We start from the raw sequence: 13,336 nt of genomic DNA on the forward strand, positions 1-13,336 counted from the left end.
GTCCCGACCGGGTTTATCGGCGACCCAGGTATTTGTTGACGGCCTCGACTTTGGAGTGGACCTGGAGTTTTTCGTAGATGTTGAAGATGTGCTTCCGCACGGTGGTTGGGCTGATAAACAGCTCATCCGCCACTTCCTTGTGGCTGTAGCCCTTCGACAGGCGGTCGAGGATTTCGCGTTCGCGGGACGTCAGTACGTCCAGTTCGCTGGATCTGGCGGGCGCCTGATAAAACGAACCGACAATCTTGCGGGCAATGGTACTGCTCATGGGGGAGCCGCCCTGGTGCAGTTCGCTGATGGCTTCGAGCAGTTTATGGGGCGCACTCCGTTTGAGAATGTACGAGTTAGCCCCTGCTTTGAGCGCTTCGAACACCAGCTCGTCTTCGTCGTAGGCCGTACACATCATGAACTGGGTCTGCGGGCAGAGGGGCTTGAGCTGCCGGACGCAGTCGATCCCGTTCATACCCGGCAGGCCAATGTCCATCAGGACGATGTCGACCGGGTGCCCGGGCAAATCCAGCAATGCATCCTCGGCGGTTGCATAGGCCGACTGGCATACAAACCCATCCGCCCCGCCGATCAGAATGCTCAGCGACTGCCGGATTTCGTCCTTGTCTTCAACAATGGCAACGGTAATGGTATTCATACCGCAATACTGGCAGAAATTTCGGGTTTAGGCCATACTTCATTTGTAGTATTTTTAGCCGTTCCACCGGTTCCGTATGGATACGTAATCGTTACGGACGTACCCGCTGGGGAGGATGTTATGGTGCAGCTCCCACCCGACTCGCTCATGCGGTTGTTCATGTTGGTCAGTCCGTTGCGCAGTTTGTGCTTCTCCTGCGGTTCGAAACCCCGCCCGTTGTCGCTTACGTCGATAACCAGTTCCGTATCGCGGGGGTCAATCCGGAGAATAACCTGCGTGGCCTGAGCGTGCTTCACTACGTTATTAAGGGCTTCCTTCACCGTCAGAAAAACGTTGCGCCGATCAGCGCCCCGAACGCTGACGTCGGCCGGGGCCTCACCCGCCTGGATCTTTACCATCAGGGTCGTGTTTTCGATGAATTCACCGGCATACGAACGGATGTAGGCGATGAGACCGTTCAGGCTGTCGTTCTTCGTGTTCAGCGACCAGATGATTTCGTTCATGGTCGTCATCATGTCCGCCGAAATGTCCGAGATTTTCATCACCTCCGGGGCAGTGCCGGCGCCCATGCGGGTTTTGAGCACCTCGCTGAGCAGGCCGATCGCGGTCAGCGACGCCCCCAGGTCGTCATGCATTTCTTTGGAAATCCGTAATCGTTCTTTCTGCTGTCCGTGTAGTTCGGCCTGTATGGCCACCAGTTCCTGCTCCCGCTGCAGGGCCACCAGGGCGTTGTCTTTGGCCCGCTGGCGCTGGCGAAAATACAACCACCCGATTACGGCCAGCGCCACAACGGCCGCTACGGAAATGCCGGCCAGCCAGAGCCACAATACCTGCCGGTTGCGGTCACTTTCCAGCCGTTCGATTTCCCGCTGCTTCTGGGTCAGTTTCTGCTGCGCTTCGGCTCTCCGGATTTTCTCTTCGTAACTCTGAAGCAGCTCTTTGGTCTCCACACTTTCGAGCGAATCGCGGGCCGTGATGTACTGATCGTACCAGTTGAGCGCTGCCTTGTAGTTACCGAGTCCCTCGTGCAGCAGGGCGTAGTTCCGGTAGATATTCCTCAACTCGGGCAGGCCCGCGTTTTCCCGCCGGGCGATGGCATAAGCCGCGTCCAGCAACGATCGGGCGGGAACGTACCGACTCTGCCGGATCTGCACTTGCGCCGTCGCCATCAGCATGTGCAGTTCATGACGCGGGTTTTTCAGCTGGCGGCTCAGATCGAGGCCCAGCCGGTAATGATACAGGGTCGAATCATACTGCCCCTGGTCTTCGTAGAGGTGACCAATGTTGTTGTGCAGGTTAATCAGGAAATCGCGGTCTTTGGGATCGACCAGCCGCCAGGCTTTCTGATAATACGCTTTGGCCAGGTCCAGACTGTCGATGCGGGAATAGATATTGGCAATGCCGAAGTAGTCGATGGCGATGCTGCGCGGATCGTCGGGGTTCCGGCGGTTGATGGCCAGGGCTTTGTTGTAATACGCCAGCGCCTGTTTGTACATGTGCTGCTGCTCATAAATCGTCGCCAGGTTGTTGTAAATAACCGACTGATTGTGCACGTGGTTGATCAGCCGCATGTAATGCGCAGCCCGGTGGTACTGGTGCACGGCCTCCTGCCAGTCGCCACTGATCCAGGCCGTTACGGCCAGGGCGAAATGGCTCAGGCCGATGTTTCGCTTTGAGGTATCCTGCCGGGCCATCCGCAGGGCGGTCTGCGCAATACGGCGGGCTTCGTCGTAGCGTCCGATGTTGTTGAGCGTAAAGGTCAGCAACCGCATGCTCTCAAAATACCCTTTGGTAAATTTGATTTTCTGCGACAGGCCGTACGCCCGGCGGTAGTAGGTCAGCGCGGCTTCGGCATTCTGGTTTTCGAGGAGTTCGCCTTTGCGCAGCAACGAACTGACGTAGCTGGTGTCTTTGGGGTACGACGATGGCGTTTGCCCGCTGACCACGCACACTGCCAGCAGGCTCAAGATGATGAACCACCCTACCGTTACTTTCGAGGATACCTGCGTTGGCATAGTGCGGGGAACTAGCGGTTGATCCCTGTTCAATCAAATATACGCAGTTGGCCGTATCAGGCTGTCAGCTTTTTATGGAACGACCGTTTACCACCAAACAACCGGATACGCGATTGGTGATCAACAGAAGCCGCCAGGCCTGCTCAGTTTTGCATACGTTTCAGCAGACATCACGTAGCCAGGCGTCCTGCGTCAATGTGACAAATAAAACCTGACGTGTTTCCGGTGATCTCCATTATTTTAGCTGTCTTATTGACGATCACTAAATTTACATCCGCTCAGGGCTTTACCCGCCCTTCTTAAACGTACCGTTCACGATTTATGCTACGTTATGACGTTGAAGACTACCTACCCGTTTATTATCTCTTTCCTGCTGCTGGCGACCGTACTGCTTATAAACCGGTCAAATTTCAACAGCATGAAAGAGTACACGCAGCAGGTCGATCACAGCCGGGACGTGATCAACCGCTTCGAACGGTTGTCCAATCACTATAAAAGTTTTCAGATTTACAGCAGGTCATTTGCCCGGATCGCCCCCCGACGGTATTACATCCTGTACCAGAACGAAGCCAAAGAGGTAAAAACTGATCTGGCTTACCTAAATCAATTGGTCGCGGAGGATACCGTCCAGGTCCAGCGCGTCAGGCTTGTCGCCGGGTTGATTGAGCAGCACTGGGATACACTCATGAACTACAGCATTGCGGAGGTGGTGAACATGGGCGGGGGCTGGCGGCTCAACGATCTGTTTGCCGTTCACAAAGCAATTAATGAAGCCATTGCCTACGAGAACAACATCCTAAGTACGCAGAAGGAAGAACTGAACCGGTCAACGGAGGTTACGAGCACGGTATCGATCCTGTTCACGGGGCTTGCGCTTGGCATTCTGCTGGTTGCGTTTGCCTCGAACCTGGTCCTGACTCAACAGCGGCAGCGGCTCGAAGGGCTGCTGGCGTCCATCCTCGACACCTCTCAGAACGCCATTATCAACTTCAGGGCCGTCCGGAACCGGAACCAGATACAGGACTTTACCATCGAATTTGCCAACCCGGCCGTCGACAGTCTGCTACAGATCAAGCCCGCCGATCTCATTGGTCATCGACTGTCGAGCGTATCGTCTCTTGCTACGGAAAAGAACCTCATCAGCCGCTTCGCTCAGGTAGTTACTACGCGGCAACCGGAACAGTTTGAGTGGCCGTACAGCAAAAGCGAGGCAACCATCTGGCTGCATGCCGTACTGGCTCCCCTGAACGATGGTCTGACGGTTACCCTCCACGACATTACGCCGGTGAAGCAGTCTCAGGAAGCGCTCCAGGTCAAGATCCGGCAGTTGAATCAGTCCAACGAGAACCTGCGGCAGTTTGCCTACATTGCCTCGCATGACCTCCAGGAACCCCTGCGCAAGATCCAGTCGTTCGGCGACATCATCCAGGATCAGTTCGCGCCGGACCTGTCTCCGCCTGCGGCAGATTTACTACAGCGCATGCAGGCCGCTTCGCGCCGGATGTCCACGCTGATTCAGGCGTTACTGTCCTACAGCCGCCTGTCGGCCGAACCGGCGTTTTTACCCGTATCCCTCCGTACGGTTGTGGATGAGGTACTGTCGGACCTCGACCTGCTCGTGCAGGAGAAGAACGTATCCATCCAGGTTGACCCGCTGCCTACCCTGACGGGCGATGCCCTGCAGCTGCATCAGCTTTTTCAGAATCTGCTCTCGAACGCCCTGAAATTTCTACGCACCGACGTACCGGGCGAAGTTTCGGTTACCTGCCAACCCGTGAACGGCACCGACCTGCCCGCCGAGCTGTCTGCCAGCAGCAACCAGCCCTTCTACGCCATCGCCGTCAGGGATAACGGCATCGGCTTCGACGAGAAATACCTTGACCGCATTTTTCAGTTGTTTCAGCGACTCCATACCAAGTCGTCCTTCACCGGAACAGGCATCGGACTAGCCATCTGCAAGAAGGTCGTCGAAAACCACCACGGCTACATTACAGCCCGCAGCCGGCCGGGTCAGGGCGCTACGTTCACGGTGTATCTGCCAGTAAGCTGACCAGCCCTGGTGGTGACATGCCGGCTATTCATAAATACCGGCTGGATACTTCAGCACCAAGCCCCTCGGTACCAGAACGCCCTTACCGAAACGTTCTGATACCGAGGGGCTTGTTCATACCGGCGAACTCCCTACGCCAGCACCCTGATCACCGACTCCGAGAAGCGCTCCATCTCTTCGAGCTGCGGGCTGCACTGCATCAGCAGAAAATCCACCCCAACCGCTTCGAAAGCCGCTACCCGCTCGGCCACCTGGTCGGGCGTTCCGGTCAGACCCGAGCGAAGCCCCCGGTTCGATACCGAATAATCTTCCAGCGACACCTGTTTCTCCAGCTGCGTTCCGGCCAGCCACTGCTGGTAGTTTTTGTAGCCGGCGGCCGAGCCGTTTACGTCCGTGATCCGGGCAATCTCGGCTTTCACCGCCTGCTCCGAATTACGCACGATGGCGTAGGCCGCCACGCCAAACTTCATCGGCGGCAAGTCCGGACGCAGCCGGGCGCGTCGGTCGCGGAGATCGTTGATCCGGCGGCCGATGGCTTCGGGCTCGTCGCCGTGCATGACGTACCCGTCGCACTGGCTCGCAATGAGATTCTTGGCCGCTTCGGACTCACCACCCGCGTAGATAAACGGCCGCGGGCGCGACAGTGGCTTGGGCTGCAGCACGGAGTCTTCAACCCGGTAGTATTTGCCCTCGAACGAGAAATGATCCTGTTTCCAGAGATGATCGACAACGTGCAGCCACTCGCCGGTGCGGGCGTAGCGGTCGTCGTGCTGTTCAAAATGAACACCGTATTTGCGGGCCTCGTCCTGCCACCACGACGACACCACGTTCAGCGTCAGCCGCCCACCGCTGATGTGATCGATGTTGGCAGCCTGCTTGGCCAGCAGCGCGGGCGAGTGGAACGTTGGCCGAACGGCTACCATCAGTTCAATCCGTTCCGTCACGGCCGCCAGCGCAGCCGCCGTCGACCAGGCATCCAGCGACGGCGCTTCCTCACCTTTGATGTCGTTGAGGTTCAGTTCGGCGATGAGCGTCAGGTCGTAGCCCCATTCCTCACTGCGTTGCGCCAGGTTTTTGACGTAACTCCAGTCGGCCCGCATGTTCTCGTCCTCGACGTTGCGGAGCCAACCCCCAAACACGGGCATCCAATAACCAAATTTCATAGGTTTGTTCAGTAAGACAGGACCTGCTGCCCCATCGTGTTGTACGCATTATATGGTGATGACCACCTTGCCGAAATGCCGGCCGGCATCGAGGTAGCGCAGGGCTTCTCTGGCTTCGTCGAAGGCAAATACCCTGTCGACAACCGGACGCAGCGCATTGGTTTCGATAGCCTGGTTCATACTGGCGAACATCTCGGTCGAGCCCACCTCGATGCCCTGCAGCCGAATCTGCTTCGACATGATCTTTTCCGTGTTGATTTCGGCTTTCATTCCCCCAATCAGCCCAATCACGGAGATCGTACCCGACACGGCGACGGCTTCGATGGACCGGTTGATGTTATCGGCACCCACCACCTCCACAACATGATCGACGCCCCGGCCGTCCGTAATATCCAGTACCGGCTTTACCCAATCCCGGGTTGTCGCGTAGTTGATGCGGTGCTGCGCGCCGAGCTGCCTCACCCGCTCCAGTTTCTCGTCACTGCTCGACAGGACGATGACGTTGGTACCCGACAGCAGGGCAAACTGCAGCGAAAACAGCGACACCCCGCCCGTACCCTGAATCAGTACGGTATCGCCGGTTTTCACGCGGCCTTCGTCGATCAGCCCGTGCCAGGCCGTCAAGGCCGCGCAGGGTAAGGTGGCCGCTTCTTCGTAGCTCAACGAGGCCGGCACCCGGATGACGTCCCGTTCATCGAGCACGACGTATTCGCTGAGCATCCCATCGTAGCCGGCTCCACCCAGCGAGCGCTGCAGCTTCGCCGGCGTCAGCTTCCCACTGTGCCAGTTGGGCAGAAACAACCCGGCTACCCGGTCGCCAGCGACAAGCGAGCGTACGGCCGGGCCGCATTCCACTACGTCGCCCACGCCATCGGAAACCGGGATGCGGCCTACGGGCGGTCGCCAGCGATCAATGCCGTTAACCACCAGTAAATCCCGATAATTCAGCGATACGGCCTTTACCCGTATCAACACCTGAGTAGGGCCAGGCACGGCCGGGTCCCGCTGCACGAATCGTAGGGCGTCAATGCCATATCCATCGCCAACTTCAACTGCCTTCATCATGCGGCACCGACGGGTTCCAACTGCTGTTCCAGGTAATCAACGAAGCGGGCGTATGGATCGAAACCCACTACGTTCACGGCATCCGCCACGAAATTCGAGAGGGCGTTGATGTCGTAGAACAGCACCTCGCCGGTCTGATCATCTATCAGATACTCAACGCCACCTACGTCGATCTGCGCGGCTCTGGCAATGCGCTCCACATCGGCAATGATTTCGGCGGGCGGTGTGAAGGCTTCCACCGTTATACCTTTCTTCGGGGCTTCCGTCAGGCAAAATTCTGCCTGTGGCTCCTCTGGAATGGCACAGATTTCGGCGGGGCACAGGTTGAAGCTCTGGCCGGTCGTGAACACCTTCATGGCGTACAGAAACTGGCCGTTCAGCGTTTCGACCCGCACGATATGCCCCCCGCGTGGCTGCACGTACTCCTGCACCAGGGCGGTCTGGTCGATACCCAGATCAATGCTGCCCTGTGCTACGGCCCCGATCAGCCCTTCCGACGTATCGAAGCGGACGATACCGGCCCCGGCCCCGCCGATGTTGACCTTCACCACAATCGGGAAGCGGAGTTCGTGGGCCGCGGCCGTCACCCGCGATGCATGGTTCACCACCCGCGTTTTGGGAAATTTCAGCCCCAGCGACGCCAGCAGCGACAGTTGCCGGGCTTTGTTGGTCTCGATCGACGTAGCAACGGTCCCGTTGATCACCCGAACCCCAATGCGCTCCAGGTGCGTCAGGTAGCCGTTGGTATGGAAAATGCCCTGGCCGTTGCCGCGCAGGTAGGCCGACGAACTCATGCGGTTCACGACCAGCGCGTACGGACTGTCGGTTTCGGCCGGATCAAACTGGTGATGGGCTGCGTCGATTTTGACGTACGGAATAGCCCGGCGCTCAAGTTCGGCAAACAGGGGCTTGAACCACTCAGGGTGTTCGTAGTAAATGCCAATTGGCTTCGTAATGTCTGACATGACGTAAAAAGGGTTTACCCGCAGAGGCCTGGCTGTGGGTTACTAACTAAATAGCCTGCAAGGTATACAGCAAATCAATTCGACGGGTTCCACCGAACGTGTCGTAAACGCAAAACCCCACCGGCGGTGGAAACCACGGGTGAGGTTTTGCTGTCAAAAACGAACTGATTCGGGGGCTACTTGGCCGCCAGCGGCTCGTTGGCAGGGGGCGTCACTTCAAACGTAACGACCTTGTTGCGAACCGGTTTAATGGTTTTCAGATACGTGTAGATCGCTCCCAGATCGTTCTCGGTCATGCCGGCATACATCGACCAGGGCATAATCGACTGCTTCTCGCCGGGTTTCACCACGGGCGGTACGTAGCCATGCGCCGGGTCATACGCTTTGAAACGGGCGAGGAACGCTTCCTTCGTCCAGTTGCCTATGCCGGTTTCGGCGTCCGACGTGATATTGGCCGAGCGCACCATCGCCCCCGGCATACCAAATTCGCGGCCACCGGCAAACGCCATGCCTTCGATTGGCTTGCCCTGCTCTACCTTCGTGTGGCAGTCACCGCAGGCGGCTGCATTGACCAGGTACTTTCCGTATTCGAGCGCTGCCGTTGTATCCGGACGCTTCTGAAAATCCGGCTTCTGCGGAATCGTGTTCAGGATAAAGTTCATCGGGAAATCGGCTTCCGAAGCAGGCACCTCGTTGGTGATCGGCTGCAGCGACCGCACGTAGGCCACCAGAGCTTTTACGTCTTCCTGGTCCATGTGGCCGTAGTTCGGGTGCGGCATCACCGGGAAAATCGGCTTGTTCTCGCGGTTGACGCCGGACGTAATGGCCCGGAAAATTTCACCGTCGGTCCATTGACCAATACCCGCCGGCGTAATGTTGCGGGCGTAGAACGTACCCGGAAAACCCATCTCGGGCCCGAAGCGGTCGCCCCCTTTGCCGAGTGTACCGGCTATCGGCGGTCCGGCAAACCGGCTCCAGTCGCGGGTGCTGTGACAGTCCATACACACGTTGACGTGGTTGGCCAGATACCGGCCCCGTTCAATCTGAGCGGCCGTTGCGTCTACTTTCAGGTCGGGCGCGTCACCGACGTCGGGAAGCACAAACTTAACGTAGGCCAGCGTTCCACCGATACCGACCAGCACAACAGCCAGCACAATGCCAAGAATTCGTACTACTTTCTTCATACAGGTAATTGGGTTTTAGTCTTACTTGGTTGTTTTTTCCAGATCAGTCAGCCACTCGCGGGCAAACGCACGGGCTTCCATAACAGGCTCTTTACCCAGCCGATACAGGAATTTCCATTCGGCTGGTTTACTGGTGTAGGCCGCATCGACGAACTCGCGCCGGTAGCCCTGGGTCGTTACTTTGGCGTCGAAATTCACGTCGCTGCACAAGGCAATGAAGTCTTTCAGGCGCTGGCGCAGGAGCGGGCGGTAGTCGGCGTGGGCATCAAATTCGGCTTTCTGCTTCCGGTAGTCGCCGTTGCGCTGTTTGGTTTCGGCCAGCTTCTCTTTTTCCTGCCCTACGTTGCGGGCTACGTCCTGCTTCAACTGCCGGGTGGTGTAGGCCATGAACTGCTTCTTGAATTCGGCCGGCTTGCCTTCCGTAGCGGTCAGTATTTTTTTAACGTCTGCCAGTTCCTTCAGCTCGCGGGCCCGCTGTTCGGCATCCATCGACGCCAGCTCGCTCTCACGCGCTTTCACCTGCATCCGGATGGCCATCTGCAGCATGGCGGGGTCCATCTGGGCGTAGGCCTGCTCCATCATAGTCAGTTGCTCGGTTACGACACCGTCGACGGCGTTCAGGTTTTTCTCCTGCATCGCAATAGCTTCGTCGCTGTAGCGCTCATCGACCCGGTACTGCCCCCTGACCCAGTCGAGATACTGGTTGTTGAAGTCGCCGGATTCTACGTAGCTCCGTACCACCCGACCCAGCGCCCGCACGGCCGTTGCCCGCGACCCCTCCGGGATGCGTTTGGCCATCCGGCGCATAGCTCCGGTGCTGTTGAACGAAAACCACTGCTCAGCCGTAAGATTGGTTAGCACATCCTCGCGGATGTTGTCCATCGAAACGCCCGTATCGGTCAGGACGTCGGTGGTTCGGGCAGCCAGCAAGCCAAACGCGGTGCTGATCAAACCCAGATAAAGAAGCGTTTTCATGAGAGGAAGGCGTGGGCATCTCTAGCTTGTCTATGAGACATTTACGTAGCCCAACAAGGCAAAGATAGAGACAGTCTACCCATCCGACCCCTACAATTCGGTGAACTGAATAAAGCTATTAACTAAACGGTAGAAATGCCGGGTGAAACGGTACTACGGCCGCGCTACGGAGCCAGAAATGCCGAGATGTAGCGGTTCATTTCGGCCTTTTGCGACTCCGTGGCCCCATCCCACATGTCGTTATGGCGGGTATCGGGCAACGCTACGATACGAATGCCCAGCGTCTGCTGTTCGGTTGGTGTGGGCAACACCCCCTCATCGGCCGGCTGATCGCTCGACCGTAGCGACAGGACGCGGGGCCGCCGGGTACGTGGCAGGGGCATCCGGCGGTTATCCAGGGTGATGAGATTCACTACGTCGTCCGGAAACTGCCGGGCATACAGGGCGCTCATGTCGCCCCCGTTCGAGTGACCGACCAGCAGCAACTGCCCAACGTCCAGTTGGGTTTCCCGGCGTTTGAGTTCACGGACAACAAACCGGATGTTCTGCACACCCCGCTGCCAGTTCGGCATCCGGACATCGTAGGGTTTACCCGTCGTCGGCATCGGTTCGTCGGTGGGCAGCTCGTGCTGAATGCTGGCTACCACGTAGCCGTGTGCGACCAGGTTGTGAGCAATAAACGAATAGGCTTTGTTAGTCCCACCGTAGCCGTGGCTAAGAATCGCCAGTTTGCGCGGTCCCGATGAAGCGGCAACCGGTACGTACAACGCCACCGGAATGGGTCGGTGGCGGACCGTGTCGAACAGGGTCAGGGTATCGCGCCGAACGTGACCGGCCGGAGTCTGAGCAGGTAGAGGATAGGCATGGATCAGACAGCCTACGAAAAGCGCCAGGGCAAAAAAAGCAGATTGCATCGATTGGGGCGAGCTGGTTCCTAGTTAGTAGCGTTTGTACTAACCCGGTTCGCCCCCAGAAAGTACGTAGCGATGGCTTCCATTTCGGGCAGGTTGATGGACACTCCGCTCATGTTGGCCGTGAGGGCCACAATCAGATCATTGTCAGGATAGAGCAGCAGAAAAGTCCGGCCGCCGTCGATGGTGCCGCCGTGGTGCACAACGTTCCGCCCTTTGCTATCTGTACCTATGCGCCAGCCGAAGCCATAGTTCGTGTTTGTTCCGTTCAGCAAGCGTTGTGGCGTAAACAGCAGCGCGACCGTCTGCGGCTTCAGATGTGTCCCCTTCAACAGTGCCTGCCCCACCCGGACCAGATCAGTGGGGGTAGATAATAAACCACCACCCGCCCATTTATAGCTGTTATCAACCTGAGTAGCATTAACCAGCCGCCTATTCTGGTGCTCATAGAACCGTACGCGATTCAGCACAATACTGTCGCTGTAGTCGGCCCCCGTATTAGTCAGACCGAGGGGCGAAAAAACGGTCTGCTGCATATAGGTGAGGTAATCGGTTCCGCCGGCTCCTTCAATGACTGCACTCAGCAGGCTGTAGCCGTAGGTGGAGTAGTTGTAGGCCGTACCGGGTTTAAAAAGCAGGCTGTCGTTCCTGAAAATTGCGAGGCCCTCCTGCACCGTCCTGTAGCGTTTCAGGCACTCCAGGCCGTCGTTCATTCCATAATGCCGGATGCCGGCCGTGTGCGTTGCCAGCTGGCGGCTCGTGATGGGATATTTCTTCTGCGGAAAACCAGGAACATACTGCTGTGCGGGCGCGTCGAGGTCCAGTTTACCTTCTTCAACCAGCTTACCCACCGCCAGCGACGTCAGCGATTTGGATACTGATCCGATGCGGAACATAGTCTGGGTTGTTACCGGTAGCCGGGCTTCCAGGTCAGCATAGCCAACCCCCTCGGCCCACAATAGCCTGTCTCTGGTACCGACGCATACCGATACGCCCGGAATGTCCTGTTTGAGCCGTAAGGAATCGACAAACCGCTGAGCCCGTTGAATGGCCGTTCGGTAGGCTTTATCACGCAGCGGTTCGCCGGTTGGGCGCGGCTGTCCGAAGGCGGGAAAAACGAACAAAAAGCAAAGTACCGGAAAGAGCTTCGACATGGTTGGGCGTAATAGGCAGCGTTGCCCTAAAATTGGGTAATTTGCCGACGTTCTCCAAACCCTTCCGGCGGGCAGCCCCACCTTTGTTCAGGTCTTTCCGTTACCGCTGAACCGCTGGTCTTCGCTGATCTGCTCCTGCTCAAAAATCATCTCCCGGATCTTCCGAGACCGTTCCCTAACTTCCCTGGCTTTGTCGAAGAACTGGTCGGCCGATTCGGTCTCGCCGGCGTCGGCAAACGCCTGGGCCGACTGCTCCAGCAGCATCACCGTTTCGTCCAGCCCACGGATGCTGCTCCACATCATTTCTTCGACCGACTGCGTCACTTCCGACAGCAGCGCACTGGCCGTATAGGCGTGACCGGTATGACACCGATACCGGATCAGCTTGCCTTCTTTGAAGCGCACAAGCGCTCCGTGGCATTCGGGACAGGTCAGTGGCGTCAGTTCCCCCTTGTCGATTATACCCATTTCGAAGCCGTTGTCTTGAGCTGCAATGTCAATCTCTGTCTGTATCCTGTCTCGTTCCTCCGCCGACAGTTCCGGTGCGCCGGGGGCTTCCTCCCCGGTTAGCCGACATAGCAATGGGCCAATGTCCGACAGCGGCACAACATGCTCTACCTCAACGTATTCCAGCACACTCTCCGGCATACTTGGGTACTCCGCATCGTCGGGTTCCTGAATAACGCCTACTCCACCCAGCCGTTTGACCGTCCACATCCCCGACGTACCGTCGTTGAGCAGACCGGTCAGCACGACCCCGATCACCCGCGAACCAAACGTGTAGGCCGCCGACCGAAACAGCGCGTCGATCGACGGGCGAAACCGGTTTTCCTTGGGGCCTTTCTTCACCAGAATGTGGTGGTCCTCAATCAGTATGTGATGATCGGGCGGGGCTACGTATATACGCCCTGGTTCTATCGAATCCCCATCGGCGGGATGAACCGCCTTAAGGGCCCCTACGTGCGTAAGGATGTCGGGCAATAAACTCTTGGTATACGGTGCCAGGTGCTGAACCACAAAAACAGATGCCGGAAAATCGGCCGGCAGCGACCGAACCAGTTGTTTCAAGGCCGTAACGCCACCGGCCGATGCGCCAATCACCACAATATTTCGTTTTGCCATAATTGTAAGGGTTCACCTGCCCGGTACGCTCATGTTGGCTATTTTGCGCAGGTTTGTGCTTAAATTGCCCAAAAGGTACGACCTTT

At 57.6% G+C, this 13,336-nt stretch carries 11 protein-coding genes; 1 reads left to right on the forward strand and 10 read right to left on the reverse strand.

Going from position 1 to position 13,336, the window contains the following annotated elements:
- Positions 1-13: 13 nt before the first annotated feature.
- Entirely contained in the window at positions 14-646 is a 633-nt protein-coding gene (locus DYU11_RS23275) for a response regulator transcription factor (protein ID WP_119670130.1), read from the reverse strand.
- Positions 643-2,661: a tetratricopeptide repeat-containing sensor histidine kinase gene (locus DYU11_RS23280; protein ID WP_119670131.1), complete on the reverse strand. Its 2,019-nt coding sequence runs from the start codon at positions 2,659-2,661 to the stop codon at positions 643-645. Before DYU11_RS23280 ends, DYU11_RS23275 begins: the two co-directional genes overlap by 4 nt.
- A gap of 331 nt (positions 2,662-2,992) precedes the next feature.
- Between DYU11_RS23280 and DYU11_RS23285 the strand changes: the two genes are divergently transcribed.
- Entirely contained in the window at positions 2,993-4,711 is a 1,719-nt protein-coding gene (locus DYU11_RS23285) for a sensor histidine kinase (protein WP_119670132.1), read from the forward strand.
- A gap of 131 nt (positions 4,712-4,842) precedes the next feature.
- On the opposite strand, the gene DYU11_RS23290 is transcribed toward DYU11_RS23285, so the two are convergent.
- The 8 genes from DYU11_RS23290 to DYU11_RS23325 form a co-directional block, all read right to left on the reverse strand.
- Positions 4,843-5,874 (reverse strand): LLM class flavin-dependent oxidoreductase, encoded by a 1,032-nt coding sequence (locus tag DYU11_RS23290; protein WP_119670133.1) that lies wholly within the window; start codon positions 5,872-5,874, stop codon positions 4,843-4,845.
- A 48-nt stretch (positions 5,875-5,922) separates the two neighbouring features.
- Positions 5,923-6,939 (reverse strand): zinc-dependent alcohol dehydrogenase family protein, encoded by a 1,017-nt coding sequence (locus DYU11_RS23295; protein ID WP_229365990.1) that lies wholly within the window; start codon positions 6,937-6,939, stop codon positions 5,923-5,925.
- Positions 6,936-7,904 carry an ATP-grasp domain-containing protein gene (locus DYU11_RS23300; RefSeq protein WP_119670134.1) on the reverse strand — a complete coding sequence of 323 codons (969 nt, stop codon included), beginning with the start codon at positions 7,902-7,904 and terminating at the stop codon, positions 6,936-6,938. The genes DYU11_RS23295 and DYU11_RS23300 overlap by 4 nt, the downstream gene beginning before the upstream one ends.
- Before the next feature lie 176 nt (positions 7,905-8,080).
- A complete protein-coding gene (locus tag DYU11_RS23305) occupies positions 8,081-9,088 on the reverse strand; it encodes a c-type cytochrome (protein WP_119670135.1) in 1,008 nt (335 codons plus the stop codon).
- Between the two features lie 21 nt (positions 9,089-9,109).
- Positions 9,110-10,063 carry a hypothetical protein gene (locus tag DYU11_RS23310; protein WP_119670136.1) on the reverse strand — a complete coding sequence of 318 codons (954 nt, stop codon included), beginning with the start codon at positions 10,061-10,063 and terminating at the stop codon, positions 9,110-9,112.
- Positions 10,064-10,227: 164 nt separating this feature from the next.
- Entirely contained in the window at positions 10,228-10,977 is a 750-nt protein-coding gene (locus DYU11_RS23315; protein ID WP_119670137.1) for a serine aminopeptidase domain-containing protein, read from the reverse strand.
- A 20-nt stretch (positions 10,978-10,997) separates the two neighbouring features.
- Entirely contained in the window at positions 10,998-12,128 is a 1,131-nt protein-coding gene (locus tag DYU11_RS23320) for a serine hydrolase domain-containing protein (RefSeq protein WP_119670138.1), read from the reverse strand.
- An 87-nt stretch (positions 12,129-12,215) separates the two neighbouring features.
- The gene (locus DYU11_RS23325) at positions 12,216-13,250 is read right to left on the reverse strand and encodes a chemotaxis protein CheB (protein ID WP_119670139.1); all 1,035 of its coding nucleotides are present in this window, start codon (positions 13,248-13,250) and stop codon (positions 12,216-12,218) included.
- Positions 13,251-13,336: the final 86 nt, after the last annotated feature.

Origin of the sequence: Fibrisoma montanum, assembly GCF_003583365.1 — a bacterium.
GTDB lineage: Bacteria > Bacteroidota > Bacteroidia > Cytophagales > Spirosomataceae > Fibrisoma > Fibrisoma montanum.